Origin of the sequence: Amaricoccus sp., assembly GCF_036846665.1 — a bacterium.
Classification (GTDB): domain Bacteria; phylum Pseudomonadota; class Alphaproteobacteria; order Rhodobacterales; family Rhodobacteraceae; genus Amaricoccus.
On sequence record NZ_DAIUBO010000027.1, the window covers coordinates 1 to 25,037 of the forward strand.

Genomic DNA, 25,037 nt, shown 5'->3' on the forward strand with positions numbered 1-25,037 from the left:
TGGCGCCGATGGTGCCGCATCTGGCCGAGGAGGTCTGGGCGCGGCTCGGCGGGGAGGGGCTAGTCGCGACGGCGCCCTGGCCGGAGGCGGATCCGGCGATGCTCGCCGAGGCGAGCGTGACCCTGCCGGTTCAGGTCAACGGCAAGCGCCGGGCCGAGATCGTGGTGCCTGCGGGTGCCGACCGCGCCACGATCGAGTCGCTGGTGCTGGCCGATGCGGCCGTGGTGCGGCTGCTCGATGGCGCGCAGCCGAAGAAGCTGGTGGTGGTGCCGGACCGGATCGTGAATGTGGTGCTGTGAGCGCCGGAGGCTGCTGCTCCTGCCGGCGCTGATGGCGCTCGGCGCCTGCGGCTTCACGCCGCTCTACGGCGAGGGCACGCCGGCGGCGGCGATGAACGGGCAGGTCACGGTCGATGTCGTCGAGGGCGAGGCCGGCTTCCTCTTGCGCGAACGGCTGACCGAGCGGCTCGGCCCGGCGGAGGATCCCGCCTATCGCCTCGCGATCGAGCTGACGCTCCAGCAGGTCGGGGTCGCGCTCACCCAGCAGAACGTGACCACGCGCTACAACGTCATCGGCACCGCCGCCTTCGCCGTGACGCCGGTCGGCGGCGGGCCGCCGGTGCTCGTGGACGAGGTGCGGGCGATCACCGGCTACAGCGCGCCTGAATCCTCCGCCGTCTCGGCCTTCGCGGCCCTGGCGGCGGAGCGCGCCGCCGGGCAGCGGCTGGCGGCGGAGCTCGCCGACCGGATCCTGCTGCGGATGGCGCTCCTGGCCGAGGACGGCGCGGCGTGAAGCTCGGCGGACGGGAGGCGCGGCACTTCGTGGAGCGCCCCGATCCGGACGGGGCGGGCGTGCTTCTCTTCGGCGGGGATGCGATGCGGGTCACGCTCAAGCGGCAGACGCTGGTCGCGGCGCTGATCGGCCCCGACGGCGTGGCCGAGATGCGGCTCGCGCGGATCGCGGCCGCGGATCTGCGACGCGACCCGGCGGCGCTCGACGACGCGGTGCGGGCGGCGGGCTTCTTTCCCGGTCCGCGGGCGGTGGTGGTGGAGGATGCCGGCGACGGGCTGGCGGAGTTGATGCGCAGGGCGCTCGCCGACTGGCGGCCGGGCGATGCGCAGATCGTGGTGACCGCAGGAGCCCTCAAGGCCGGCAGCCCGCTGCGCAAGGTCTTCGAGGCGGCGAAGAACGCGGTGGCGATCGGCATCTACGACGATCCGCCCGGCCGGGAGGAGATCGCCGCAGCGCTGGCCGCGGCGGGTCTCGGCGCTGTCGACCGCGCGGCGATGGGAGATCTGGAGAATCTCGCGCGCGGGCTCGGCCCGGGCGATTTCGCGCAGTTCCTCGCCAAGCTCGCGCTCTACAAGGCCGGCGATCCCGCGCCGCTCGGGGCGGAGGACATGGCGGCCTGTGCGCCGCGGGCGACGGAGGCCGACCTCGACCACCTGCTCGATCTGGTGGCCGAAGGGCAGGCGGGGCGGCTCGCCGTCGAACTGCGCCGCGCCGGGACGCAGGGAAGCGCGCCGGTGAAGCTGGTCATCGACGCAGGCCGGCGCTTCCGCACGCTGCTCGCGGCCGCCACAGCGGCGGAAGGCCCGGAGGCGGCGCTCGCACGGGTCCGGCCGCCGGTCTTCGGGCCGCGGCGGGCGCGGCTGGTCGCCCAGGCGCGCGGCTTCGGTGCCGAGCGGCTGGAAGCGGCGCTGGGCCTGATCACCGAGACGGATCTGGCGCTGCGCTCGGGCGGCGCGATGCCGGGGCTGGCCATGGTCGAGCGGCTCTTCGTCCGGGTCGCGATGCTCAGGCCGCGCTGAGGAGGGCCGGGATGTACCGGGTCATCGGCATGCTCAGCACCCGTGCGCTCCGGGTCGTCTGGGCGCTGGAGGAGCTCGGCCTTCCCTACCGGCTGGAGGAAGCGGCGCCGGCCTCGGCGGAGGCGCGGGCGCATAACCCCAGCGGCAAGGTCCCGGTCCTGATCGCCGAGGGCGTTGCGCTGACCGATTCGGTGGCGATCGTCCAGTTCCTCGCCGACCGGCACGGTGGCCTGACCTGGCCGGCGGGGAGCCTCGAGCGCGGCCGGCAGGACGGGTTCACGCAATTCGCCGTGGACGAGGTGGACGGGCCGCTCTGGACCGCCGCGAAGCACCGTTTCGCCTTGCCCGAGGCGCTGCGGGTGCCGGCGGTCAAGGCGACCGCCCGGGCCGAATTCGCCCGCGCCATGGCGGTCCTGGCGGAGAGCCTCGGCGGCAACGCCTTCGTGACCGGCGATCGCTTCACGGTTCCGGACCTGATCCTGGGACATTGTGCCGGTTGGGCCGTCGCCGCGCGGTTCGAGCTGCCCGAGGGTCTGGTGGGGGCGTATTTCGAACGGGTGCGGGCAAGGCCGGCATTGCGGCGGGCGATGGCGGCCCAGCCGGCCCGGCCCGCCCGCGCGTGACGGCCGTCACAGACCGAAGGGCCCGGGCGCGCGAAGCTCGGGGGGACTTCGGGGGCCGGCGCATCGGGCGCCGCACCAGCCGGAGCCGGCCCCTGGAGGCACCGCCATGTTCGCCACCACCGAGATGTTCGAGGGCATCGCCACCGCCGCCTTCTGCGGCCCGTCGCAGTTTCGCCGCCCGTCGCGGCGGCCCGTCTCCGGGGCGGCGTTGCCCGTCGTCCGGGCGGTGCGCGCGACGGTGCCCGGGCGCATCGTGCGCGATTGCATGAACCTGCATTGGGCGGCGGTCGCGACCGAGATCGGCTGCGCGCCGGATGCCATCGGCGAGCGGGACGGGACGGCCGGGCCGCATTTCGTCGCCTGCATCCTGTCGCTGGCACCGGGCGCCTTCGAGGGCGCGGCCCGGATCGGGCTGGAACCGGAGCTCTTCCCGACCGCGGCAAACGGCTGGCGCAGCGTCACCCGCCTCGAGGGGCGCGGCGGATCGGGCGGGACGGTGGAACTGGTCTCGGCCTTCGGCGCCGGCCCGTCCGGTCGGAGCCCCGAGGGCGCGCGGACCCGGCTGCTCGCGGCGCGGGCCGCGTCAGCCCGCGAGACGGCGCGCGAGGAGGCGCTCGGCCTCGGGCGGCCGCCGGCCCTGGTCGTGCCGGTTTCCGGGACGCCAGATCCGGCCGGCGCCGGCCGGTTGCCGCTGACGGGCTGGATGAGCCTCTTCGACCGGGCCGAGGCCGCCGCCACGCTGCGGGCCCAGGCGCCGGTGGTGGCGGTATCGCGCGAGTTCCATTGCTGCGGCAGGGTGGAGGACGGCGATGCGGTCGAGCTTTCCTGCACCCCTTCCGCCGCGGATGCGCCGGAGGTCTCCTGCTTCGGCCATGCGGCGCGGCGCTCGGACGGCGCGATCGTCGCGACCTGCGAGACGCGGCTGATCCGCGAGGATGGCTTTGCGATCTCCGAGTGATGCGCATTCCGCCCGATCGACCCGGCCCGCCGACATCGGACACATCCCGGCGCGGTGACCCGTCCCGCGCCCCCGGCGCGCCGGCCCGGAGCAGCGTTTCACGTTGATACGCCGTTTAGACCATTGTTATTGCATGGGTTTTCATGATGTGGCCGCCGCGGAACGGGTTGTCGTGCCTTTGACGGTTCGGATTGCGCTCCTTTCCTCGTCGGATGGGGTCGGCGATCTCGGATGCGGCTTAAAGTCCAAGGCGTTGGCCGCAACGGGTCATCCCGGGGATCCGTTCCAGCGCGCCGCCGCCCGGCCGGCGTGGCGGCCGGTGGCGAGGCAGGCGGTCAGCAGGTAGCCGCCCGTGGGCGCGTCCCAGTCGAGCATCTCGCCGGCGGCGAAGGTGCCCGGGCGGGCGCGCAGCATCAGCCCGGCGTCGAGGCCCGAGCGCATCACGCCGCCGGCCGTGGAGATCGCCTCGTCGAGCGGGCGCGGGCCGTCGAGGGCGAGCGGGAGAGCCTTGAGCGCCGCCGCTAGGGAGGCGGGGTCACGGGGCGCATCGGGCGCGGATTCGCGCAGCAGCGCGATCTTGACCGGGGCGAGACCGAGCGCCCGGCGCAGGCGGTTGGAGAGGCTGGCCTTCGCCGGTTGCGCGGCTAGCCGGCTCGCGGCCTCCGCCTGGCTGCGGCCGGGGATCAGGTCGAGGGTCAGGGCGGCGCCCTCGCGCAGGAGCGGGCCGAGCGCGTAGATCCCGCCGCCTTCGACCCCGCGCGCCGAGACCACGAATTCCCCGAGCACCGCGCTTCCGCCGGCCATGAGCCGCACCGGCTTGACCGGCGCACCGAAATACCGGGCCATGGCCGGTGACCAGGCGCGGGCGAAGCCGACGTTGGAGGGCCGGAAGGGCGCGACCGGCACGCCTTCGGCCGCGAGGATCCCGGCCCAGGCGCCGTCCGAGCCGAGCCGGGCCCAGGAGCCGCCGCCGAGCGCCAGCACGGTGGCGCGCGGCGCGAGCCGGCGCGGCCCGCCGGGGGTGGCGAAGGTCACGACGTTTCCGTCGAAAGCGAGCCAGCGCCAGCGCGTGCGAAGGGCGACGCCCCGGCCCGCGAGACGCGCGAGCCAGGCGCGCAGCAACGGCGACGCCTTCATCTCGCGTGGGAAGACTCTTCCGGAACTGCCTGTGAAGACGGTGATTCCTAGATCGCCTGCCCATGCGGCGACCTCGCGGGGGCCGAAATCGGCGAGGAGCGGCGCCAGCCAGTCGGCGCCGGTGGCATAGGCGCGGCAGAAGGCCGCCGGATCCGCGTCCATGGTCAGGTTGAGACCCGACTTGCCCGCCATGAGAAGCTTGCGGCCGACCGAGGGCTTGGCCTCGGCGAGGACCACGCGGCGGCCGGCGGCGGCGAGCGCATCGGCGGCCATCAGCCCGGCCGGCCCGCCGCCGATCACCAGCGCGTCGATGGGTTCTGGATCCTGCATCCGGCCTTGCTCGCCCGGGCCGCGGCGACGGCGCCTATCCGGGCAGCGGATCGAGGCCGATGCGCGCGCGGATCGCGGGGTCGCGCAGGCTGACCTCCTGGCCGGCGAATTCGGCGGCATCGTCGGTGGCGAGCCAGACCAGCGCCCGCGCCGGCGCCTCGGCCGGGGCATGGGCGGAGAAGTCCATCTGGCTCACCGGGTTGATGCCGGAGGCGCGGATCTTCTTCTGCATGTCGGTGGCCACCGTGCCCGGCGAGAGGCTGATCGCGCGGATGCCGCGGCCCTTGGCCTCCAGATGCACGCAGCGGGTGAGCATGAAGGCGGCGGCCTTCGAGGCGCAATACTGGCTCCAGCCCTCGAGCGGGTTGTGCGCGGCCCCGGAGCCGATCGTGACGATCGTGCCGCCGCCCTGGGCCTGCATCACCGGAAGAACCGCGCGCATCCCGTTGTAGACGCCCCTGAAATTGATGTCGATGCCGCGGGAGAACTCGGCGGGATCCGACTTCGCCAGGGGGCCGATCGGCTCGATGACCCCGGCATTGTTGACCAGGACGTCGATGCGGCCGAAGGCGGCACGGGTCCGCTCCACCGCCGCCGCGACCTGGGCGAAGTCGGCGACGTCGCAGGTCATGGTTTCCACGGGCGCGGTCCGGCGCAGGCCCGCCGCGACGGCCTCGAGCGCGTCCTGCGAGCGGGCGAGGAGCATCAGGCCGGCGCCGGCCTCGGCCATGGCGGCGGCGGCCGCGGCGCCGATGCCGCGGCTGGCGCCGGTGACGATGACGGTCTTGCCCGAAAGCAGTCCCATGGCGTTCTCCCTGGTGCCTGGCGGGCGGGGTTCGGCCCGATCAAAGGCCCTCGCCGGAGGAAAGGCAAGGGTCATGACCCGCCATGGTTGCCAGCGTGCCGCATCGCGCCTAGATGGCTTCCGCCAGCCAGAGATCCGGAGCGAGCATGACCCCGACCAATGCGTTGCAGATCGTCGCCTCCGGCGCCGGGTTGGGCGGGCCGATCCGGCGTCCGCCTTCGGGATCGGGCTGAGCCCGTGGCCGATCTGGGGGATCTGACCGCCGCGCTTCTCGAGGCCGCGGCCCGGGCGGGGGCCGAGGCTTCCGACGCCCTCGCCGTGGCCGGCGACAGCCTCTCGGTCGTGCTGCGCGGCGGTGCGCTCGAGCAGGCCGAGCGCGCCGAGGGGGTGGAGATCGGGCTGAGGGTGCTGATCGGGCGGCGCCAGGCCTGCGTATCCTCCTCCGATACCCGGCGCGATACGATCGCGGCCATGGCCGAGCGCGCGGTAGCCATGGCGCGCGAGGCGCCCGAGGATCCGTTCTGCGGGCTGGCCGACCCGGCGCAGCTGGCGACGGGCTGGGATCTCGCGGCGCTCGATCTGGTCGACCTCGCCCCGCCGCCCGCGCCGAAGCATCTCGAGGCGGCGGCGCTGGAGGCCGAGGCGGCGGCGCTCGCGGTGCCGGGCGTGAGCAAGATGGACGAGGCGGGGGCGAGCTGGTCGTCGAGCCGCATCCATCTCGCGGCGAGCAACGGCTTCTCGGGCGGCTACGGGCGCACGAGCCATGCGGTGCAGGCCGTCGCGATCTGCGGCGAGGGACTCGGCATGGAGCGCGACCATGCCTTCGAGAGCCGGAGCCACGCCGCCGACCTGCCGGATCCCGCGGAGGTCGGCCGGCGGGCCGGCGAGCGCACCGCGGCGCGGGCAGGCGCCGCGAAGCCGCCGAGCGGCGCCTTCCCCGTGCTTTACGACGAACGGGTGGCGTCGGGCCTGATCGGCCATCTGGTGCAGGCGGTCAACGGCACCGCGATCGCGCGCGGCGCCTCCTGGCTGAAGGACGCGCGCGGCGAGGCGGTGCTGCCCGCGGGCATCGACCTGATCGAGGATCCGCTCCGCCCGCGCATCGGCGGCTCCAGGCCCTTCGATGCCGAGGGATTGCCGGTGGCGCGGCGTGCGCTGGTCTCGGACGGCGTGCTCCGGGGCTGGACGCTCGATCTCGCCACCGCGCGCAAGCTCGGCATGGCCAGCACCGGCAATGCCGCGCGCGGGACCGGCGCGCCGCCCTCGCCCTCCGCGGGCAATCTGGCGCTAACGCAAGGCGAGGTCTCGCGCGCGGCGCTCATGGCCGAGATGGGCACGGGGCTGCTGGTGACCGGGCTGATCGGGTCGTCGATCAACCCCACGACGGGCGATTATTCCCGGGGCGCCAGCGGGTTCTGGGTCGAGAACGGCGAGATTGCCCGCCCGGTGAACGAATGCACCATCGCCGGGAACCTGCGGGAGATGCTGATGACGATCCGCCCGGCCAACGACGCGCGGGCGCATCTCGGCCGGGTGGTGCCGAGCCTGCTGGTCGAGGGGCTGTTCATTGCCGGAGCGTGATCTCGCGCTTCTCGAGGAGGCGGCGCGGGCGGCGGGCGAGATCGCGCTGCGGCATTTCGACGGCGCCCGGGCGGCGACGGAGAAGCCGGGCGGGCAGGGGCCGGTCACCGCGGCCGACCTCGAGATCGACCGGATGCTGCGCGCGGAACTGACCGCCGCGCGCCCCGGCTACGGCTGGCTCTCGGAGGAGAGCGAGGACGGGACGGCGCGGCTCGGTGCCGAGCGGGTCTTCATCGTCGATCCGATCGACGGCACCCGCGCCTTCATCGCCGGGCGCAGCGCCTGGGGCTCTGCCCTCGCGGTCGCCGAGCGCGGCCGGGTGGTGGCGGGGGTGGTGCATCTGCCGCGGCTGGAGCGCACCTATGCCGCGGGCGCGGGGCTCGGGGCGCGGCTCAACGGGACCGCGATCGTGCCGAGCGGCCGCAGCGATCTGGCGGGGGCGCAGGTCCTGGCGACTGCGTCGCAGTTCGAGGCGCGGCACTGGCCGGGCGGCGTGCCCGATGTCGCGCGGCATTTCCGTCCGGCGCTCGCCTATCGGCTCTGCCTCGCCGCCGAAGGGCGGTTCGACGCGACCTTGACCTTTCGCGACGCCTGGGAATGGGATGTCGCGGCCGGGGCGCTGATCGCGCAGGAAGCCGGGGCGGCGGTGAGCGACCGGAGCGGCGGCGCGCTGCATTTCAACAACCCGGTGCCGCAGGTGCCCGGGGTGATCGTGGCCGGGCCGCGGCTGCATGCCGAGATCCTCGCACGCCGGTCGGCGGCATAGGCCCGGGCGGCCGGGGGGGAGGGAGGCGCCATGCCGAAAGATCGTCAGGGCAATGCGATGTCCGGCGCGACGCCGGAGGCGGCGGCGCTCTACGATCGGGCGGTCGAGGCCTTCAACCTCTTCCGCGGCGATCCGATCGGCCTGGCCGACGCGGCCGCCGAGGCGGCGCCGGATTTCGCCATGGCGCCGATCTTCAAGGCGCATCTCTATGCCCTGGCCACCGAGCCGGCGGCGAGCGCTGCGGCCAGGGGCCTGGTGGCTCGGGCGCGGGATTTGCGGCCGAACGACCGCGAGGCCTCGCATCTGGCCGCGCTCGACCAACTGCTGGCGGGCAACTGGACCGCGGCGGCGCTGGCGCTCGACCATCATTCGATGCGCTATCCCCATGACCTGCTGGCGCTGCAATCGGGGCATCTGATGGATTTCTTCCGCGCCGGCGCCCGCGACCTGCGCGACCGGATCGCGCGGGCGCTGCCGCAGTGGGACGAGGGCCGGCCCGGCTATTCGGTGCTTCTGGGCATGCATGCCTTCGGGCTGGAGGAATGCGGCGACTACTCGCGGGCCGAGGCGACGGGGCGGGAGGCGCTCGACCGCCAGCCGCTCGACGCCTGGGCGCATCACGCGGTGGCGCATGTCATGGAGATGCAGGGCCGCGCCGAGGAGGGCATCGCCTGGATGGCTTCCCGCGAGGCGCGCTGGAGCGGCGACGACGCCTTCTTCCGCATCCACAACTGGTGGCACAAGGCGCTCTATCATCTCGAGCTGGAGCAGGGCGCCGAGGCGCTCGCGCTCTACGACGGTCCGATCCGCGGCTCGCGGAGCCCGCTGGCGGTCAATCTCGCCGATGCCTCGGCGCTGCTCTGGCGCATCGCGATCGCCGGGCAGGACGTGGGCGACCGCTGGCAGGAACTGGCGCAGGCCTGGGGCGCCCATGCCGACGGAAGGCTCTATCCCTTCAACGACCTGCATGCGGCCATGGCCTATCTCGGGGCGGGGCGCGAGGCGGATCTCTCGCGCCTCATCGCGGCCTGTCGCGCCGATCCCGTGCCGGGATCGGAGGTGGCTTCCTGGACGCGGGCGACCGGGCTGCCGCTGATCGAGGGATTCGCGGCCTTCTGGCATGGCGAGCACGAGCGCGCGGTCTCGCTTCTCTTCGGGGCGCGGCAGATCGCCAATGCCTTCGGCGGCAGCCATGCCCAGCGCGACGTGATCGACTGGACCCTGACCGAGGCGGCGCTGCGCGGCGGCCTGCGCGGGGTCTCGGAGGCCCTCGCCAACGAGCGGCTGGCGCTTCGGCCGCACAGCCCGGTCAACCGGCGATTCCTCGGCCGGGCACGGGAGCTTCCGGGCCCTGCCGCTCGCTTGCAGGTGCCGTGACGCCCGGTCGGGGCGCCGCCGCCCGGCCCCTCAGTCTGCCGCCCATTCCGGCACCGGACATCGGGACTTCCGCGGCATTGATTTTGCCGGTGCTCCGGCTATGGTGCGCGCGGTCCAGCGGGGAGACCAAGATGACCCAGCGCCTGCATCTCGTGTTCGGCGGCGAGTTGACCGATATCCGGGGCACCGAATTCCGCGACGTGCAGAACATCGATGTCGTGGGCGTCTTCCCCAACTACGCTTCGGCCTACAATGCCCGGAAGGCCAAGGCGCAGGCGAGCGTCGACCATGCCGAGACGCGGTATTTCATCGCGCATCTGCACCGGCTGGTCGACGAGGAAGAGGCCGCGGGCCCGACCGAAGCGTTGGGCTAGGCCGGCGGCCGATGCGGCCCGCGCCGAATCGTTCGGCCCTTCTGGGGCTCTATCTCGCGCTGTCGGCCCGCGCCGGCACGGTGGCGCGCTCGCGGCTCCTCCGGCGGCAGGCCGAAGGCAAGGAGGATCCCCGCCGGCTCGACGAGCGCATGGGGCTGGCCGGGCGGGAGCGCCCGGAGGGCCGGCTCATCTGGTTCCATGCCGCCAGCGTCGGCGAGGCCGCGTCGCTTCTCGAACTGGTGCGGCGGCTGGCTGACGGGCGGCCGGACCTGACTTGCCTCGTCACCACGGTGACGGTCACCTCGGCGCAGTTTCTCGCCGGCAGGCTGCCCGAGGGATACATCCACCAGTTCGTCCCCGTGGATGTGCTTCCCTGGGTCGCCCGGTTCCTCGACCACTGGCGGCCCGATCTCGCGGTCTTCACCGAGAGCGAATTGTGGCCCGCGACGCTCTCGGAACTGCACCGGCGCGAGATCGCGACCTATCTGATCAACGCGCGCATCTCGCACCGCACCTACCGGCGCTGGCGGTCCGCGCGCGGGCTGGCGCGGGCGCTGCTGCGGCGCTTCGACCGGATCCTCGCCCAAGATGAACTGGCGGCCGAGCAGCTGACGGCGCTGGGCGCCGACCCCGGCCGGCTCGAGGTGACGGGGACGCTCAAGGAGGGCGCTGCACCGCTGCCCCATGACGAGGCGGAGCGGGCGCGGATCGCGCGGGCCTTCGCGAGCCGGCCGATCTGGCTCGCCGCCTCCACCCATTCTGGCGAGGAGGACATCGTTCTCGCCGCCCATGCGAGCGTGCGCCAGGCGCAGCCGAACCTGACCCTGATCCTGGCGCCGCGCCATCCCGACCGCGGCGACGGGCTGGCGATGATCCTCCGGGCGCGGGGGCTCTCGGTGGCGCAGCGCTCGAAGGGCGAGGCGATCGAGCCCGACACCGAGGTCTATCTGGTCGACACACTGGGCGAGATGGGCCTCTGGTACCGCATCGCGCCGGTCAGCTTCGTCGGGGGCTCGCTGGTCGAGGTCGGCGGGCACAATCCCTTCGAACCGGCGCTCCTGGGCAGCGCGATCCTCTTCGGCCCCCATGTGCGAAACTTCGAGGATGCCTATCGCCGCCTGGCCGCCGCGGGCGCGGCGGTGGAAGTGCGCTCGGAGAGCGATCTCGCCCGCGCCTTGCGCGAGACGCTGGCGCCCGACCGTGCCGCCGAGATGGCGGCCGCGGCCTGGGAGACCTGCAGCGAGGGCGCGGAGGTCACCGATGCGGTGATGGCGGCGATCGCCGACGTGATCGACCGCAAGGCGTGATGCAGGCGCCGGGCTTCTGGGCGCGGCCGCCGGAAGCGCCGGGCCTCGCCGCGCGCCTGCTCGCGCCGCTGTCCTGGATCTGGACGGCGGTCACCCGCAGGCGGCTGGCGCGGGGGCCGGCGCTGCATCCGGGCGTGCCGGTGATCTGCATCGGCAACCTGACCGTGGGCGGCACCGGCAAGACGCCCATGGTGATCGCCCTGGTGGAGCGGCTGCTGGCGCGCGGCCATGCGGCGGCGGTGATTTCGCGCGGGCACGGCGGCCGGCTCGCCGGGCCGGTGCGGGTCGATCCGCTGCGCCACGAAGCGGCGGATGTCGGCGACGAGCCGCTGCTGCTCGCAGCCTTCGCGCCGGTCTGGGTGGGCCGCGACCGCGCGGCGGCGGCGCGCGCGGCGGTGGCGGCCGGCGCCGACGTGCTGGTCATGGACGACGGATTGCAGAACCCCGATCTCGCCAAGGACCTGTCGCTGGTGGTGGTCGATGCCGGCTTCGGCTTCGGCAACGGCCGGGTCATCCCCGCCGGCCCGTTGCGCGAGCCGCTCGCCGAGGGGCTCGCGCGCAGCGACATGGTGCTGGCGATCGGCGCGGCCGGCGATCGGCGGCGCTTCGCCCGGGCCTGGCCCGCCGTGGAGACGATGACGGCGCTGGCCGGGGCGCTGGTGCCGCTGCCCACGGGGATGGATTGGCGCGGGCTGCGGGCGCTGGCCTTCGCGGGCATCGGGCGGCCGGAGAAGTTCTTCGCGACGCTGCGCGGGCTCGGCGTCGAGATCGTGGCGGCGCGATCCTTCGCCGATCACGCCGCCTATGACGCGCGTGTCCTTGCGCGGCTCCGTTCCGAGGCGGCGGCGGCGGGAGCGCAGATGGTGACCACCGAGAAGGATGCGGTGCGCCTGCCGCCGGCGTTCCGCCGCGAGGTGCTCGTGCTGCCGGTCCGGCTGGAGATCGAGGACTGGACCGCGCTCGACGCGGCGCTGGCCGCGCTCGGGCTGGCGGGTTTCGCAGCGGGCGAAAGCGGCCAGGCCTCGGCGGCCGATGACGGTTTTGATTGACGGAGGGGCGCGGCGGCGCTCTTTCTGGACCGAGGAAACACGCGCCGCCGCATCGACCGATGCAATCGTCGGCCGGATCCGGCCCCCGTCCGCAAGGAGGAAACGCCGTGAAGATCGCCGCAGCAGCCTATCCAATCGAATGGCACAACCGGTGGAACGACTTCGTCGGCAAGCTGCGGATCTGGGTGCGGACGGCGAGCGAGCAGGGGGCGGAGCTGCTGGTCTTCCCGGAATACGGCGCGATGGAGCTCGCGAGTCTCGCCGAAGAGGAGAACACCCGCGACATCGCGCGATCGGTCGCGGCGGTGACGGCGCGGCTCGGCGACGTGGACGACCTCCATGCCAGCCTCGCGCGCGAGTTCGGCGTCTTCATCTGCGCCGCGAGCGCTCCGGTGCGCCGCAAGGACGGAACGCTGGTGAACCGGGCGCGGCTCTTCGCACCCGACGGCAGCCGGGGCCACCAGGACAAGCTGGTCCCCACCGGCATCGAGGGCGAGGATCTCGGCATCGCGCCCGGCACCGGGCTCACGGTCTTCGACACGGCGCTGGGGAGGATCGGCATCATGGTCTCCGGGGATGCCGAGGTCGCCGCGATCGCGCGGTCGCTGGTCGCGGCGGGCGCGGAGGTGCTGCTGGTTCCCGGGGGGGCGCGGCGGCTCCAGGACTACTGGCGCCAGCGGGTGGCGGCGATGGCGCGCGCGCTCGAGGGGCGGTGCGCGGTGGTGCATGCGGTGGCGGTGGGCGACGCCGACTGGCTGGCGGCGGCCAACCGCAACGTCGGCGCCGCGGCGATCTACGGGCCGTTCGAGCCCGGGTTCCCCGACGACGGTCTCGTGGCGATCGGCAAGCTCAACGTGGCGGGCTGGGTCCACGGCGAGGTCGCGCCCGACGCGCTTCGACGCGCAAGGTCGGAAGCCGCTGCGCCGGGCCCGGCAGAACTGGCGGCGCGCGATGGTCGCCTGCCCACGGTCGCGATCGAGGCGCTGGGCGGTGAAGCGGCGCCAGCGCCCGAGGACGGCGGCTAGGGCCGGCGCGCCAGGATCCAGAGGTTCTGGCAGCGGGCGCCGGAGCGGCAATAGGCCAGGACCGGGCCCGGCAGGGCGTCGAGGGCGGCGCCGAAATCCGTGACATCCTGTGGCAGGATATTGCCCGAAACCACGGGCACATGGGCGAATTTCAGCCCGTGGCGCTCCGCCTCGGCACGGATCGATTCCGCATCGGTCTGGTCGGCGGATTCGCCGTCCGGCCGGTTGCACATGATCGACCTGTAGCCCCTGGCGGCGATCTCCGCGACGTCGGCGGGCGTGATCTGCCCGGCGACGGCGTAATCCGGGCTGATGCGGGTCGGGGTCATGGCGCTCGGTTCCTCGTGCTATGGTGCGGCGGCAGCGGCGGGATACCATGCCTGCGCGGCCGCGGACAGGTCGCGCTGCAACTCCGTGCAGGCCTCGAGGGTCATCCCGTCCCCGAGACGGTCTCGAGCGGCAGCGCGGTGGTGTTCTTGATCTCCTCCATGGACAGGGTGGAGGTCACGTTGAAGATCGAGACCTCCTTGATCAGCGCGCGATAGAAGGCGTCGTAGGCGCGCGCATTCGCGACGCGCACCTTGAGGATATAGTCGATGTCGCCCGCGAGGCGGTGGGCCTCCATCACTTCGGGCCGCGCCCGCACCGCCTCGAGAAACCGCGCGAGCCATTCGGCATCGTGCTGGGAGGTGCGGATCAGCACGAAGAAGCAGCTCTCCAGCCCGAGCTTGTCGGGATCGAGGATCGCCACCTCGCCCCGGATCACGCCGGCGTCGCGCATCTTGCGGATCCGGTTCCAGACCGGGGTCTTGGAGGCGCCGAGTCGGCGGGCGATCTCGTCGAGCGGCAGGGTCGCATCCTCCTGCAGCAGCGCGAGGATGTTCCGGTCGAGGTCGTCCAGGGCGGCCGCCATTCCGCTGTTCCCCATTTTTCAGGATTCTGTTCCGTTCTCATCCTGAGTATCAGGACATGATCCTTATTTGAAGCCTGATATTGAGAGAATTAGGGAAATCATCCTATATCTTGGCGAGTTTCACGCAGGTTTCAGGGAGCCGTTCCGATGGCCCGACAATTCCAGCCCCGGATGGCTACCGGCAGCGACCTGCTCGAGGGCGACGTGGTCTATTTCACCAGCGCCGGAGACTGGTCGCGCCGGATCGAGGATGCCGCGCTGGCGGTGAACCCCGACGCGGCGGCGAACCTGCTCTCGCGCGCCTCGGAATTTCCCAATGCGGTGGTCGGCGTCTATCTCGTCGAAGCGGCGCTCGACGACCGCGGCCGGGCGGCGCCGGCGCATTTTCGCGAGGTGTTCCGGACGCGCGGACCCTCGAACTACCCGCAGCACGGTCGGCAGGCGGAGCGCGAACATGTATGATTATGCCGATTTCGACCGTGCCTTCGTGCAGGGGCGGGTGGCGGAGTTCCGCGACCAGGTGGAGCGGCGGATCGCCGGCTCGCTGACCGAGGAGGAGTTCCTGCCGCTCCGGTTGAGGAACGGGCTCTATCTCCAGCTGCACGCCTATATGTACCGGATCGCGATCCCCTACGGGACGCTGAATTCGCGCAAGCTGCGGCAGCTGGCGATGATCTCGGAGCGGTGGGACCGGGGCTACGGGCATTTCACCACCCGGACCAACATCCAGTTCAACTGGCCGAAGCTGCGCGACGTGCCGGACATGATGGCGGCGCTGGCCGAGGTCGGGATGCATTCGATCCAGACCAGCGGCAATTGCGTGCGCAACGTGACCGCCGATCACTTCGCCGGGGCCGCGGCGGACGAGATCGAGGATCCGCGCGCCACGGCGGAGCTGCTGCGGCAGTGGTCGACCGACCATCCGGAATTCGCCTGGCTGCCGCGCAAGTTCAAGATCGGGATCACCGCGGCGCCGCATGACCGGGCCGCGACCAAGACGCATGACATCGCGCTCAGGATCGTGCGCGATGCCGAAGGGGCCGTCGGATACGAGGTCAGCGTCGGCGGCGGGCTCGGACGGACGCCGATGATCGCCAAGACGGTGCGGGAGTTCCTGCCGAAGGCGGAGCTCCTGCCCTATATCGAGGCGATCCTCGAGGTCTACAACCTCGCCGGGCGCCGCGACAACAAGCACAAGGCACGGCTGAAGATCCTCGTGCACGAGATCGGGATCGACGAGGTGCGGGCGCGTGTCGAGGCGGTGTTCGAGGAGCGGCTGGCGGCGTTCCGGGGGGTGAACCCCGGCCTGCTCGCCGAGATCGAGGCGGCCTTCGCGCCGCCGGCCTTCGTGGCGCTGCCGACGGAGGACTACGCCCGGGCCCATGCCGAGGATCCGGTGTTCCGGTCCTGGGTGGACGTGAACTGCGTGGCGCATCGGCGCGACGATTATGCGATCGCGACCATCTCGCTGAAGCCGATCGGCGGCACGCCGGGCGACGCGACGGCGGCGCAGATGCGGCTGGTGGCGGATCTGGCCGAGGCCTATGCCCATGACGAGGTGCGGGTGAGCCACGAGCAGAACCTGGTGCTGCCGCATGTGCCCCGGGCGCATCTGCCGGCGGTGCACGCGGCGCTGCGGGAGGCGGGGCTCGCCACGGCGAATGTCGGGCTCGTGTCGGACATCATCGCCTGCCCGGGCATGGATTATTGCTCGCTGGCGACCGCGCGGTCGATCCCGATCGCGCAGCAGATCGCCGAGACCTTCGCCGACCTCGACGCGCAGCGCGACATCGGGCCGCTGAAGATCAAGGTGTCGGGCTGCATCAACGCCTGCGGGCATCATCACGTCGGGCATATCGGCATTCTCGGGCTCGATCGCGCCGGAGTGGAGAACTACCAGATCACGCTCGGCGGCGATGCTGCCGAGGCTGCGGCGATCGGCGAGCGGGCGGGGCCGGGTTTTGCCTATGACGAGATCGTGCCGGCGGTGGAGCGGCTGATCGAGGCCTATCTCGACCATCGGCTCGAGCCGGGCGAGAGCTTCCTCGAGGCCTATCGCCGGCTCGGCGCGGCACCGTTCAAGGCGGCGCTCTATCCGCCGGAGGAACGCTCCGATGCTGCTTGATCGCGACCGGACCCTCAGCGGGCTGCCGCTCGACCGGGTCGATGCGCTGCGCCTGACCTATGCCGGCGCGTCGGCCGAGGACGTGCTCGCCGGCGTGCATGCGGAATTCCCAGGCGAGGTGGCGCTGGTCTCGTCCTTCGGCGCCGAGGCGGCGGTGCTGCTGCACATGGTCGCCCGGCTCGACCCGGACCTCCCGGTGCTGATGGTCGACACGCTGATGCTCTTCGAGGAGACGCTGGCCTATCAGCGCGAATTGTCCGAGGTTCTCGGCCTGCGCAACGTGCAGCATCTCCGGCCCGAGGCCGAGGATCTGGCGGCGCTCGATCCCGACGGCACGCTGCATCGGCGCGACCCGGACGCCTGCTGCGTCCTGCGCAAGGTGGCCCCCCTCGACCGGGCGCTGCGGCACTGGCCGGTGGTGCTCTCGGGGCGCAAGCGCTTCCAGTCGGCGACCCGGGCCTCGCTCGAGATCTTCGAGGCCGATGGCGACCGGCTGCGGGTCAATCCGCTGGCGCATTGGAGCGCCACCGATATCCGCACCTATATGGATCGCCATGCGCTGCCGCGGCATCCCCTGGTGGCGAAGGGCTTCCCCTCCATCGGCTGCGCGCCCTGCACGACGCGGGTGGCGCCCGGAGAGGACATGCGGGCGGGCCGCTGGCGCGGCACCGGCAAGAGCGAATGCGGCATTCATTTCGGCGCGGACGGACGGATCCTGCGGGCGAGCTAGGCTGAGGAGCGGTTGCGATGGCGATTCTCGTGACGAAAGAGGGCTTCGCGCCCGACGACTGGGCCGAGGGAAGCATCCTGCCCTTCGACGTCCTCTGGACCGGGCAGGATCTGCCCGAGGAGGGCCTCGCGGTGGAATTCCCGAACGATCGCGACGCGGCGGATCTGAGGCCCTGGCTCGCGCGGCTCGAACTGATTCGCGTCGCCTTCCCGGCGATGGCGGACGGGCGCGGCTTCTCGATCGCGCGCCGGTTGCGCGCCATGGGCTATGCCGGGCGCCTGCGCGCGGCGGGTCCGCTGATCGCCGATCAGTTCCGGGCCGCCCAGCGGGTCGGTTTCGACGAGATCGAGCTGCCCGAGAGCGTGGCCGGCCGCCAGCCCGAGGAGCAGTGGCGCCCGCGGCCGAGCCTGTCGTATCAGGATCGCCTCGCGGGCTGAGGCGGCCCCTGCGCATTGCGCGTGCGGTTTCAAATCGTCGCACGATTCTGCTAAGGCAGGCGCCGGTGCGGGTCAGGCGCGGGCGGACGGGTGCGATTGAACGGCGGTCTCTGGAAAGCCGGTAGCCTTCTCTGCGCGCTGCTGCTCCTGCTCCTGGCCAACCCCGCGGCGGCCTGGGATCCCCGCTCGCTCCTCGCGCCCTGCCGCGGAGATTGCGGCGCCTCGATCTATGGCGGCTGGTATGTCGAGAATTCGATGGGGCAGGTGCTCGTCACTGCTCCCGAGGCGCCGCTGACCTGGAACTACCAGAGCGACGACCACATCATCGCCACGGCGATCTCGCGCCGCACGGGGCGGCTGTGGAAATTCGACGTCGAGCCGGAGATCGGCATCGCCCATCGCTACGGACGGCAATCCGCCACGGAACTCTGGGGGGCCTTCTTCTTCCGCTACCATTTTCCCTGGAAGGCGCCGTTGCTGATGTCGGTCGCCGTCTCCACCGGCATCAACTGGGCGAACCAGATCACCGATGTGGAGCAGGACCGTGCCAATGACGACAAGGGCAGCCAAGTGATGCATTTCTTCGCCCCCGAATTCACCTTCGCGCTGCCGTCGCGGCCGAATGTCGAGCTGATGTTGCGCTTCCACCACCGTTCGGGGGTCTTCGGCCTCGTCAGCGATGCCTTCGGCGGGGCGCAATACGGCACGGTCGGCGTGCGGGTCCGTTTCTGACCCTCCGGGGGATTGCGCGCGGGAGCGGCGGCGCCTAAGGGTCGCGCGCCGCGGCCGCGGCCAAGTCTCCGCCACCTTGCCAAAACGGAAAACGCTCATGCCCCGCCATCTCCTGCCCGGCGTCCTCGCCATGGCCGCGATCGTCGTCGCCTCCAACATCCTCGTGCAGTTCCTGTTCGGGGACTGGCTGACCTGGGGCGCCTTCACCTATCCCTTCGCCTTTCTGGTCACCGACCTGACGAACCGGCTCTACGGGCCGGCGGCGGCGCGCCGGGTGGTCCTGGCGGGCTTCGTCACCGGGCTTGCCTGCAGCCTGATCGGCACGCAGATCGAAGGCGCCTTCGGGCCCCTGGTCAGCATCCGCGTGGCGCTCGGCTCGGGGCTCGCCTTCCTCAGCGCGCAGCTGATCGACGTGGCGGTCTTCGACCGGCTGCGCGCGGGAAACTGGTGGCGTGCGCCGCTGGTCTCGAGCGTCGTCGGCGGGGTGGTCGATACCGGTCTCTTCTTCGCCATCGCCTTCTCGGCCCGGCTCGCCTGGATCGCGCCGCAGGTCGATGTCGCCTGGGCCAACGAGGCCCTGCCGATCCTCGGGCACGGGCCCGTCGCACCGCTCTGGGTCAGCCTCGCGATCGCCGATTTCACGGTGAAGCTCGCCATCGCCGCCGTGGCGCTGGTGCCCTTCCGGATCGTGCTGCGGCGCCTGGCGCGCGGGGTCTGAAATTTCGGCTTGCTTTTCGCCACGGTGGTGGCACGATCGGGGCAACCGAAACCAGTGAAAGGAGGTGATCCAATGTCGAGTGAGACTTTGGAGCGTTTGGACGGGTCAGTGCGGGGAGGTACCGCCTGAGGGGCAGCCCCCTCGGTCAGGAACCGACACGCCGGGCTCGGCCCATCCGGCCAGCCTCCAAGCTCATGAATCGAGGGGTCGCAGCCGATGCGGCCCCTCACGCTTTCCGGCAACAGGTCCGCCGGGGATCAGGGAAACCGATGCGCGCGCGGACCGGGCGTCGGGTCAGCCGGAGTCATTGGCACGATGCCGGCTCGGATTGTGCCCTTGATCGTCGCGGCAGCCGCTTCGCTCCGCCGAACCCCGCCTGAACGATCGGCAGCGCCCAGTCTGGGACCTTGCGCGTCATCGGGGGTGTTCATCGAGATAGGTCTTCAGCGCCACCGCGTTGTTATGCGCCTCGTCCTTGGCCGCGTAGATCAAGGTGACCGGGCCTTTCGAGACTCGGGCGCGCAGCAACGCGACGGCGTCGGGCATGCCGTCGAGTTCCCGCCGGTAGCGCTCGCAGAAGGCTTCCCATCGGGCCGGATCGTGCCCGAACCAGTGGCGCAGCTCCTCGCTCGGCGCGATGTCCCGCATCCAGTCCGCCAGGCGCAGCCGATCCCGCGACATGCCGCGCGGCCATAGGCGGTCGACGAGGATGCGCGCGCCATCGGAAACCCGCGCGGCGCGGTAGGCGCGCTTCACGCGGATTTCGGCCATCGCGCCTCCACCTGCTGACGGGCCATGGCCACCGGAGCGGCGTACCCGGGAGCACGGCCGGAACCGTCTTTCATGCCGTTCTCGGGGTAGTCAGGACCGGCGGTCCGCCACCCGCCCCGGGAAACCGCTCGAACATGGCCATCTGCAGGCTCGCGGCGATGCGCTCCGCCCGCACCATGAAATAATCGACCGCATCCGCGCTCGGCGCCGTCTGGCCCAGGGTTTCGCGGAAGAGGGCGAGCCAGCGCCCGAAATGCGCGGCGGTGATGCCATGAAGCCGTTGGTGCACCGGCACCGGACGGCCGGAATATTCCCCCGCATTCAGGGCGACCGAGTTCCAGAAGGCCTTCATCCGGGCCAGATGCGGCTCCCATTGGTCGCGGATCGCCGCCTCGAAGATCGGGCCGAGCATCGCATCCGTCCTGACGCGGGCATAGAAGCAATCCACCAGGCGGGCGATATAGGCCTCGTCGATGCCGATCGCCGCGGCCTTCGCCCGGATCTCCGCGCGCCTTTCCTCGGCAAGGGATCGCACCGACGGCGCCGCGGTCATGCCGCCTCTCCAAGCAGGAGCGCCAGCGCGCCGTTGTCTTCGACGAGTTCCGCGATGGTGACGCCGTCCAATACCGCCAGATATGCGCCCATCGCCCTGGAGAGGGCCCCCTTCAGGCGGCAGCAGGAGGTGATCAGGCAATTCCCGCCCGAGGCCCGCAGGCATTCGACGGGCGCGAGATCGCCTTCCATCCGGCGCAGGACATCGCCGACCCGGATCGTCGTGCCGTCGCCCGCCAGCCGCAATCCGCCGCTGCGCCCGCGCAGGGTCTCCACGAACCCGGCCCTGCCGAGCAGGTGGACCACCTTCGTCAGATGCGCCTGGGAGATGTCGAAACGATCGGCGATTTCGGCGATGGTGCTCAGGCGCCCCCGGTTCGAGGCCAGGAACATCAGCACGCGAAGGGAATAGTCGGTCCGCTTGTCGAGATGCATGCCAGCTTCCCCTGTAAAGATGTATTGAGTATACCGCTTTTCAGCGGAGCCGCAAGCTTGGGGACGGGAGGGCGTGCTCGGTCGGATGGGGACGGCGATGAACTGGAAGATAGACGCAGTGCGGCTCGGCCGCATCGCCCCGCTCGGTCCGGCGGGTGTGCCGAGTGGCATCGACAAGCAGCCCGCCACCGGCCCGGTGGCCCTGACCGGGACCGGGCTGGAAGGCGACGAGCATGGCGACACGCGCCATCACGGCGGAACCGAGAAGGCGGTGCATCTCTATCCGCAGGACCATTACGCCGACTGGCGAAGTGAACTGCCCGGACTCGCGGAGCGCTTCGTCGCCGGCGGCTTCGGGGAGAATCTCGTGGTCGGCGGCATCACCGAGGCCGATGTCTGCATCGGCGATCTGTTCCGGGCCGGATCCGCGCTGGTCGAGCTCAGCCAGGGCCGGCAGCCCTGCTGGCGGCTCAACCTCCGGTTCGGGCTTGGCGACATGGCGCGCCGGGTTCAGGACAGCGGGCGCACCGGCTGGTACTTCCGGGTGATCGAGCCGGGGGAGATCGCGGCCGGGGCGGATCTGGCATTGGTGCGGCGACCGCATCCGTCCTGGACCCTGGCGCGGGTGCATCGCCTGCTCTACCGGGAAACCCTGGACCTGGAGGCCCTGGCCGAGTTTGCGCTATTGCCCAGCCTGTCGCCCTCGTGGCAGGAACTGGCGCGACGGCGACTGGAGCGGCGGTCGGTCGAATCCTGGGACAGGCGCGTCACGACACCGGAATGAGGCGCGGCGCGACGGGTTCGGCGCCAGAAAGGACCGTCCGATGGCGCCGACGATCATCTCCATCCAGAGCCAGGTCGTCGTGGGGCATGTGGGCAACAGCGCGGCGGCCTTCCCGATGCGCGCGCTCGGGGTCGATGTGGCGGAAGTGCCGACGACGCTCCTGAGCAATCACCCGCATTATCCCACCACCCGGGGCCGCGTGCTCGAGCCGTCGCTGGTCGCCGACCTGCTGCGCGGCGTCGAGGAGCGCGGCCTGTGCGAGCGTGCTTCCATCGTGGTGAGCGGATACCTCGGCTCCGTGGAAATCGCCGAGGAGGTCGCGGCATTCGTCGTCCGGGCGCGGCGGGCCAATCCGCGGCTGCTCTATCTCTGCGACCCGGTGATGGGCGACAGCGACATCGGCTTCTTCGTGCCCGCCGAGCTGCAGGCCGCCTTCGCCGAGCGGCTGGTGCCGCTCGCGGATCTGGCGACGCCCAACGCCTTCGAGCTCGCGGCATTGGCCGGAGCCCCGGTCTCCACCCCCGGCGAGGCGGCGGCGGCGGCGGCCCGGATCGCGCCGCCTGGCGTGATCGTCACGGGCCTCGCCGCGGGCGAGCGCTCGGTCTGCACGCTCCTGGCCGAGGGCGGCGGCCTCTGGACGGTCACCACCCCGCGCATCGAAGCGCGGCCGGCGGGGACGGGCGATCTCTTCGCGGGCCTGTTCGCGGCGCGGTTGGCGAAGGGCGCGGCGGCGGTTCCGGCGATGGAAGCCGCCGTCGCCGGAACCTTCGGGGCCCTGAAGCTCACGGCCGCCGCGACCTGGGAGGAGATGCCGATCGTCCCCAATATCGCGGCGATCCTCGAGCCGGGCGAGAGGTTTCCTGCGGTCAAGCTCGTCTGAAACGTCCTGCGCCCGGTCGGCTCGGCGTGGCGGCCTGGGCGTCCCGCAGCGGGGCGCTACGTAACAAGCTGGTATTACACAATATTTCCAGGTGTGGGCTGGGTGTCGTCCGATCCATCCGACCGGAGCACGTGAGCGTGGAGGTCGAGGGGGATCGGATTTGTCACCTGCCAAATCCGCGGGGAGAAGGCGGCGCCTGTGCGAAGCCATAACCCGACGATGGAACGAGGCCGCTTCAGGACGCGGGATCGTCGATCAAGGGGGTCGGCTTCGCGAGCCTCCGCAGGGAGGACATGTCGGAGAGGTGCACCAGCGCGCCTTCCACCTTCACGCCATAGGGCCTGAGGGATCCGAAGGCCCGTGAAAGGTTCTCGGGGGTCATCCCGAGCCAGGAGGCGATGAGGCGCTTCTCGTAGGGCAGGGTGATCTGGCCTTCCTCGGACCCGCCGCCCTGCGCCGCGACCTCGCAGAGGAGATAATTCGCGAGGCGCTCGACGGAGGATCGCAGCTTGACGTTCTTCGCATGCTTGATCGAGGCGCGGAAGCAATCCGCCAGCTCATTGACGATGGCATTGGCGAAATCCCGGTCGGCGTCGAACACGGTTCGCACGTCTTCCGAAGGAATGAGCGCGACGCGGCTCTTCGAGACGGTCCGCGCCGACATGAGATAGGGCCGGTCGGTGATCGTGGCCGCCAGGATGAAGGTCGAGACCGGGGCGAGCATCGAGAGCGTCGTCTCCCGCCGGTGCCACCCGGAAAAGAGCTCCACGCCGCCCTCCACGAGGACATGCAGGAAGTCCGGAGAATCGCCTTCCCGGATCAGCTCGACCGTCGGCGGGAAGGTCTGGAGATAGGCCCCCCGGATCAGCGTCTCGAACGCGTCGTCGGCCAGGGCCCTGAACAGGGTGAGCTCCCGAATCTCCGGCACGTCGTCCGATCGCATCGCCTCCCCCCTCCCGGTGTTTGACAAATATCAAGCTATGCACGGCTTCGTGTCAAGCGTTTCGCCGGGATCATCAGATCCCGACGCGAACTCGGCGATGGTGGCGACCCAAATCGTTGGACGATCAGTTTGTTTTCGCGCCCACAACCATGGCGCTTGATCTAAATCAAACCTGGCCGTCCCGACGATTCGCAAAAGTCCGGCAGAGAGCGAAGGCGGGAGGGAATGATGGCAGCGGAAAGCGGCGGCGCCCAGAACCGTGCCCTTGCGCTGAGCACGGCGGCCTTCACCTTCTGCTTCGCGGTCTGGACGCTCTTCGCGATCATCGGCGTGCCGATCAAGGCGCAGCTCGGCCTGACCGAGACCCAGTTCGGCCTGCTGGTGGCCACCCCGGTCCTGACCGGGTCGCTGACGCGGCTGATGCTCGGGATCTGGACCGAGCAATACGGCGGGCGCCTGGTCTTCACGGCGCAGATGCTGCTGGCCGCGGTCTCCACCTGGCTGCTCACCCGCGCCGACAGCTATCCGACCTTCCTCGTCGCGGCGCTCGGCGTCGGGCTTTCGGGCGGTTCCTTCGCCGTCGGCGTCGCCTATGTCTCGCGCTGGTTCCCCAAGGAGAAGCAGGGGACGGCGCTCGGCATCTTCGGGGCCGGCAATGTCGGCGCCGCGGTCACGAAGTTCTGCGCCCCGCTCGTCATGGTCGCCTTCGGCTGGGAGGCCGTCGCCCATATCTGGGCCGGCGCCCTCGCCGCCATGGCGGTGGTCTTCTGGCTCTTCGCCCGCGACGACCCGCAGATGGCCGAGCGGCGCCGGTCGGGCGCGCGCGCGCCCTCGGTGGCCGAGCAGCTCGCGCCCCTGAGAAAGCTGCAGGTCTGGCGGTTCTCGCTCTACTACTTCTTCGTGTTCGGCGCCTTCGTGGCGCTGGCGCTCTGGCTGCCGCATTACATGGTCGACGTCTATCACGTGGACATCCGCACCGCCGGCATGTCGGCCGCGGCCTTCTCGCTCTCGGCGAGCCTCTTTAGGGCCTACGGCGGGCATCTGGCCGACCGCTACGGGGCGCGGGCGGTCATGTACATGACCTTCGGTTTCTCGATGATTCTGCTCTTCATGCTCTCCTCCCCGCCGGCGGATTACGTGATCCACGGGCGGGACGGGCCGATCACCTTCTCGACCTCGATGGGGTTCGTGCCGTTCATATTCACCATCTTCGTGCTCGGCTTCTTCATGTCGCTGGGCAAGGCGGCGGTCTACAAGCACATCCCGGTCTATTACCCCGAGCATGTCGGCGCGGTCGGCGGGCTCGTGGGCATGATCGGCGGGCTCGGCGGCTTCGTCCTGCCGATCATCTTCGGCTCGCTGCTCGATCTGACCGGGATCTACACCAGCTGCTTCGCGTTCCTGTTCCTCCTCGTCGCGCTGGCGCTGACCTGGATGCATTTCTCGATCCGGGCGATGGAGCGCTCGGCCCAGGGGCGGACGCTGGACGAGCTGCCGGCGCTCCCCGAGTTCCAGGAGATCCACGAGCCGGCGAAGCATTCCATGGCCGGAATCATCGAGGACTGGCGGCCCGAGGATGCCGCGTTCTGGGAGGCGAACGGCCGCAGGATCGCCCGGCGCAACCTCTGGATCTCGATCCCGGCGCTGCTGCTCGCCTTCTCGGTCTGGATGGTCTGGTCGGTCGTGGTGGCGCGGCTGCCGGCGATCGGCTTCGACTTCGCGGCGGGCCAGCTGTTCTGGCTGGCGGCGCTGCCGGGGCTCTCCGGGGCGACGCTCCGGATCTTCTACAGCTTCATGGTGCCGATTTTCGGCGGGCGCCTCTGGACCACGGTTTCGACCGCCTCGCTGCTTCTGCCGGCCATCGGGATCGGCCT

At 71.4% G+C, this 25,037-nt stretch carries 29 protein-coding genes; 21 read left to right on the forward strand and 8 right to left on the reverse strand.

All coding sequences use genetic code 11. The features are described 5' to 3' along the window. The 5 genes from V7050_RS04350 to V7050_RS04370 form a co-directional block, all read left to right on the forward strand. On the forward strand, positions 1–299 hold a 299-nt coding region (locus V7050_RS04350), incomplete at its 5' end, for a class I tRNA ligase family protein (protein ID WP_324410312.1). Further along, entirely contained in the window at positions 286–792 is a 507-nt protein-coding gene (gene lptE / locus V7050_RS04355) for an LPS assembly lipoprotein LptE (RefSeq protein ID WP_324368461.1), read from the forward strand. The genes V7050_RS04350 and lptE, both read left to right, overlap by 14 nt. Continuing rightward, positions 789–1,811 carry a DNA polymerase III subunit delta gene (locus V7050_RS04360; protein WP_324368459.1) on the forward strand — a complete coding sequence of 341 codons (1,023 nt, stop codon included), beginning with the start codon at positions 789–791 and terminating at the stop codon, positions 1,809–1,811. The genes lptE and V7050_RS04360 overlap by 4 nt, the downstream gene beginning before the upstream one ends. Positions 1,812–1,822: 11 nt before the next feature. Continuing rightward, a complete protein-coding gene (locus V7050_RS04365; RefSeq protein WP_324368458.1) occupies positions 1,823–2,434 on the forward strand; it encodes a glutathione S-transferase family protein in 612 nt (203 codons plus the stop codon). Positions 2,435–2,540: 106 nt separating this feature from the next. Continuing rightward, positions 2,541–3,392: a hypothetical protein gene (locus tag V7050_RS04370; RefSeq protein ID WP_324368456.1), complete on the forward strand. Its 852-nt coding sequence runs from the start codon at positions 2,541–2,543 to the stop codon at positions 3,390–3,392. Between the two features lie 267 nt (positions 3,393–3,659). Here V7050_RS04370 and V7050_RS04375 read toward each other — a convergent pair whose 3' ends face one another. After that, a complete protein-coding gene (locus V7050_RS04375; RefSeq protein WP_442885333.1) occupies positions 3,660–4,859 on the reverse strand; it encodes a TIGR03862 family flavoprotein in 1,200 nt (399 codons plus the stop codon). 34 nt (positions 4,860–4,893) lie between these two features. Beyond that, the gene (locus tag V7050_RS04380) at positions 4,894–5,664 is read right to left on the reverse strand and encodes an SDR family oxidoreductase (protein WP_324368454.1); all 771 of its coding nucleotides are present in this window, start codon (positions 5,662–5,664) and stop codon (positions 4,894–4,896) included. Between the two features lie 237 nt (positions 5,665–5,901). On the opposite strand from V7050_RS04380, the gene V7050_RS04385 reads away from it, so the two are divergent. The 7 genes from V7050_RS04385 to V7050_RS04415 all read left to right on the forward strand — a co-directional run bounded on the left by V7050_RS04385 (position 5,902) and on the right by V7050_RS04415 (position 13,143). After that, positions 5,902–7,245: a TldD/PmbA family protein gene (locus tag V7050_RS04385; protein WP_324368452.1), complete on the forward strand. Its 1,344-nt coding sequence runs from the start codon at positions 5,902–5,904 to the stop codon at positions 7,243–7,245. Continuing rightward, positions 7,232–8,011: a 3'(2'),5'-bisphosphate nucleotidase CysQ gene (locus V7050_RS04390; RefSeq protein WP_324368450.1), complete on the forward strand. Its 780-nt coding sequence runs from the start codon at positions 7,232–7,234 to the stop codon at positions 8,009–8,011. Before V7050_RS04385 ends, V7050_RS04390 begins: the two co-directional genes overlap by 14 nt. Before the next feature lie 30 nt (positions 8,012–8,041). After that, positions 8,042–9,388: a tetratricopeptide repeat protein gene (locus V7050_RS04395; RefSeq protein WP_324368448.1), complete on the forward strand. Its 1,347-nt coding sequence runs from the start codon at positions 8,042–8,044 to the stop codon at positions 9,386–9,388. A 131-nt stretch (positions 9,389–9,519) separates the two neighbouring features. Next, positions 9,520–9,762, forward strand: coding sequence for a DUF4170 domain-containing protein (locus V7050_RS04400; protein WP_324368446.1), 243 nt, complete (start codon positions 9,520–9,522; stop codon positions 9,760–9,762). Between the two features lie 11 nt (positions 9,763–9,773). Beyond that, positions 9,774–11,069 carry a 3-deoxy-D-manno-octulosonic acid transferase gene (locus V7050_RS04405; protein ID WP_324368444.1) on the forward strand — a complete coding sequence of 432 codons (1,296 nt, stop codon included), beginning with the start codon at positions 9,774–9,776 and terminating at the stop codon, positions 11,067–11,069. Further along, the gene (lpxK, locus tag V7050_RS04410; protein WP_324373837.1) at positions 11,069–12,118 is read left to right on the forward strand and encodes a tetraacyldisaccharide 4'-kinase; all 1,050 of its coding nucleotides are present in this window, start codon (positions 11,069–11,071) and stop codon (positions 12,116–12,118) included. Before V7050_RS04405 ends, lpxK begins: the two co-directional genes overlap by 1 nt. 107 nt (positions 12,119–12,225) lie before the next feature. Further along, positions 12,226–13,143: a nitrilase-related carbon-nitrogen hydrolase gene (locus V7050_RS04415; RefSeq protein ID WP_324366634.1), complete on the forward strand. Its 918-nt coding sequence runs from the start codon at positions 12,226–12,228 to the stop codon at positions 13,141–13,143. On the opposite strand, the gene V7050_RS04420 is transcribed toward V7050_RS04415, so the two are convergent. Both V7050_RS04420 and V7050_RS04425 read right to left on the reverse strand, forming a co-directional pair. Continuing rightward, on the reverse strand, positions 13,140–13,472 hold the full coding sequence (locus tag V7050_RS04420) for a TIGR01244 family sulfur transferase (protein WP_324366632.1): 333 nt from the start codon (positions 13,470–13,472) through the stop codon (positions 13,140–13,142). The genes V7050_RS04415 and V7050_RS04420 overlap by 4 nt on opposite strands. A gap of 101 nt (positions 13,473–13,573) precedes the next feature. Further along, on the reverse strand, positions 13,574–14,056 hold the full coding sequence (locus V7050_RS04425; RefSeq protein WP_324366630.1) for an Lrp/AsnC family transcriptional regulator: 483 nt from the start codon (positions 14,054–14,056) through the stop codon (positions 13,574–13,576). 147 nt (positions 14,057–14,203) lie between these two features. Between V7050_RS04425 and V7050_RS04430 the strand changes: the two genes are divergently transcribed. The 6 genes from V7050_RS04430 to V7050_RS04455 all read left to right on the forward strand — a co-directional run bounded on the left by V7050_RS04430 (position 14,204) and on the right by V7050_RS04455 (position 18,798). Continuing rightward, positions 14,204–14,518, forward strand: a complete 315-nt coding sequence (locus V7050_RS04430) for a DUF2849 domain-containing protein (RefSeq protein WP_324366628.1) — start codon at positions 14,204–14,206, stop codon at positions 14,516–14,518. Further along, positions 14,511–16,181, forward strand: coding sequence for a nitrite/sulfite reductase (locus tag V7050_RS04435; RefSeq protein WP_324366626.1), 1,671 nt, complete (start codon positions 14,511–14,513; stop codon positions 16,179–16,181). The genes V7050_RS04430 and V7050_RS04435 overlap by 8 nt, the downstream gene beginning before the upstream one ends. Further along, a complete protein-coding gene (locus V7050_RS04440; protein WP_324366624.1) occupies positions 16,171–16,911 on the forward strand; it encodes a phosphoadenylyl-sulfate reductase in 741 nt (246 codons plus the stop codon). The genes V7050_RS04435 and V7050_RS04440 overlap by 11 nt, the downstream gene beginning before the upstream one ends. A gap of 17 nt (positions 16,912–16,928) precedes the next feature. Then, positions 16,929–17,348, forward strand: a complete 420-nt coding sequence (locus tag V7050_RS04445; RefSeq protein WP_324366622.1) for a DUF934 domain-containing protein — start codon at positions 16,929–16,931, stop codon at positions 17,346–17,348. A gap of 96 nt (positions 17,349–17,444) precedes the next feature. After that, positions 17,445–18,080, forward strand: coding sequence for a hypothetical protein (locus V7050_RS04450; protein WP_324366620.1), 636 nt, complete (start codon positions 17,445–17,447; stop codon positions 18,078–18,080). 97 nt (positions 18,081–18,177) lie between these two features. Then, the gene (locus V7050_RS04455; RefSeq protein WP_324366619.1) at positions 18,178–18,798 is read left to right on the forward strand and encodes a queuosine precursor transporter; all 621 of its coding nucleotides are present in this window, start codon (positions 18,178–18,180) and stop codon (positions 18,796–18,798) included. 414 nt (positions 18,799–19,212) lie between these two features. Here the strand turns inward: V7050_RS04455 and V7050_RS04460 are convergent, their stop codons facing one another. From V7050_RS04460 to V7050_RS04470, 3 genes are all read right to left on the reverse strand, one after another. After that, a complete protein-coding gene (locus V7050_RS04460; RefSeq protein ID WP_324366617.1) occupies positions 19,213–19,569 on the reverse strand; it encodes a DUF488 domain-containing protein in 357 nt (118 codons plus the stop codon). Between the two features lie 70 nt (positions 19,570–19,639). Further along, positions 19,640–20,122 carry a group III truncated hemoglobin gene (locus tag V7050_RS04465; RefSeq protein ID WP_324366615.1) on the reverse strand — a complete coding sequence of 161 codons (483 nt, stop codon included), beginning with the start codon at positions 20,120–20,122 and terminating at the stop codon, positions 19,640–19,642. Then, a complete protein-coding gene (locus V7050_RS04470; RefSeq protein ID WP_324366613.1) occupies positions 20,119–20,556 on the reverse strand; it encodes an RrF2 family transcriptional regulator in 438 nt (145 codons plus the stop codon). The genes V7050_RS04465 and V7050_RS04470 overlap by 4 nt, the downstream gene beginning before the upstream one ends. A gap of 97 nt (positions 20,557–20,653) precedes the next feature. Between V7050_RS04470 and V7050_RS04475 the strand changes: the two genes are divergently transcribed. Together V7050_RS04475 and pdxY are read left to right on the forward strand one after the other, a co-directional pair. After that, on the forward strand, positions 20,654–21,340 hold the full coding sequence (locus tag V7050_RS04475) for an MOSC domain-containing protein (RefSeq protein WP_324366611.1): 687 nt from the start codon (positions 20,654–20,656) through the stop codon (positions 21,338–21,340). Between the two features lie 40 nt (positions 21,341–21,380). Beyond that, positions 21,381–22,220: a pyridoxal kinase gene (gene pdxY / locus V7050_RS04480; RefSeq protein WP_324366609.1), complete on the forward strand. Its 840-nt coding sequence runs from the start codon at positions 21,381–21,383 to the stop codon at positions 22,218–22,220. A gap of 235 nt (positions 22,221–22,455) precedes the next feature. On the opposite strand, the gene V7050_RS04485 is transcribed toward pdxY, so the two are convergent. Beyond that, the gene (locus V7050_RS04485; protein ID WP_324366607.1) at positions 22,456–23,163 is read right to left on the reverse strand and encodes a cyclic nucleotide-binding domain-containing protein; all 708 of its coding nucleotides are present in this window, start codon (positions 23,161–23,163) and stop codon (positions 22,456–22,458) included. Between the two features lie 225 nt (positions 23,164–23,388). On the opposite strand from V7050_RS04485, the gene V7050_RS04490 reads away from it, so the two are divergent. Beyond that, on the forward strand, positions 23,389–25,037 hold a 1,649-nt coding region (locus V7050_RS04490), incomplete at its 3' end, for a nitrate/nitrite transporter (protein ID WP_324410315.1).

Bases quoted from the DNA above. Each gene is read 5' to 3' on its own strand.
- lptE (WP_324368461.1), top strand. From the start codon at position 286: ATGTGGTGCTGTGAGCGCCGGAGGCTGCTGCTCCTGCCGGCGCTGATG.
- V7050_RS04365 (WP_324368458.1), top strand. From the start codon at position 1,823: ATGTACCGGGTCATCGGCATGCTCAGCACCCGTGCGCTCCGGGTCGTC.
- V7050_RS04370 (WP_324368456.1), top strand. From the start codon at position 2,541: ATGTTCGCCACCACCGAGATGTTCGAGGGCATCGCCACCGCCGCCTTC.
- V7050_RS04375 (WP_442885333.1), bottom strand. From the start codon at position 4,859: ATGCAGGATCCAGAACCCATCGACGCGCTGGTGATCGGCGGCGGGCCG.
- V7050_RS04380 (WP_324368454.1), bottom strand. From the start codon at position 5,664: ATGGGACTGCTTTCGGGCAAGACCGTCATCGTCACCGGCGCCAGCCGC.
- V7050_RS04395 (WP_324368448.1), top strand. From the start codon at position 8,042: ATGCCGAAAGATCGTCAGGGCAATGCGATGTCCGGCGCGACGCCGGAG.
- V7050_RS04400 (WP_324368446.1), top strand. From the start codon at position 9,520: ATGACCCAGCGCCTGCATCTCGTGTTCGGCGGCGAGTTGACCGATATC.
- V7050_RS04405 (WP_324368444.1), top strand. From the start codon at position 9,774: ATGCGGCCCGCGCCGAATCGTTCGGCCCTTCTGGGGCTCTATCTCGCG.
- lpxK (WP_324373837.1), top strand. From the start codon at position 11,069: ATGCAGGCGCCGGGCTTCTGGGCGCGGCCGCCGGAAGCGCCGGGCCTC.
- V7050_RS04420 (WP_324366632.1), bottom strand. From the start codon at position 13,472: ATGACCCCGACCCGCATCAGCCCGGATTACGCCGTCGCCGGGCAGATC.
- V7050_RS04425 (WP_324366630.1), bottom strand. From the start codon at position 14,056: ATGGCGGCCGCCCTGGACGACCTCGACCGGAACATCCTCGCGCTGCTG.
- V7050_RS04430 (WP_324366628.1), top strand. From the start codon at position 14,204: ATGGCCCGACAATTCCAGCCCCGGATGGCTACCGGCAGCGACCTGCTC.
- V7050_RS04435 (WP_324366626.1), top strand. From the start codon at position 14,511: ATGTATGATTATGCCGATTTCGACCGTGCCTTCGTGCAGGGGCGGGTG.
- V7050_RS04440 (WP_324366624.1), top strand. From the start codon at position 16,171: ATGCTGCTTGATCGCGACCGGACCCTCAGCGGGCTGCCGCTCGACCGG.
- V7050_RS04445 (WP_324366622.1), top strand. From the start codon at position 16,929: ATGGCGATTCTCGTGACGAAAGAGGGCTTCGCGCCCGACGACTGGGCC.
- V7050_RS04455 (WP_324366619.1), top strand. From the start codon at position 18,178: ATGCCCCGCCATCTCCTGCCCGGCGTCCTCGCCATGGCCGCGATCGTC.
- V7050_RS04460 (WP_324366617.1), bottom strand. From the start codon at position 19,569: ATGGCCGAAATCCGCGTGAAGCGCGCCTACCGCGCCGCGCGGGTTTCC.
- V7050_RS04465 (WP_324366615.1), bottom strand. From the start codon at position 20,122: ATGACCGCGGCGCCGTCGGTGCGATCCCTTGCCGAGGAAAGGCGCGCG.
- V7050_RS04470 (WP_324366613.1), bottom strand. From the start codon at position 20,556: ATGCATCTCGACAAGCGGACCGACTATTCCCTTCGCGTGCTGATGTTC.
- V7050_RS04475 (WP_324366611.1), top strand. From the start codon at position 20,654: ATGAACTGGAAGATAGACGCAGTGCGGCTCGGCCGCATCGCCCCGCTC.
- pdxY (WP_324366609.1), top strand. From the start codon at position 21,381: ATGGCGCCGACGATCATCTCCATCCAGAGCCAGGTCGTCGTGGGGCAT.
- V7050_RS04485 (WP_324366607.1), bottom strand. From the start codon at position 23,163: ATGCGATCGGACGACGTGCCGGAGATTCGGGAGCTCACCCTGTTCAGG.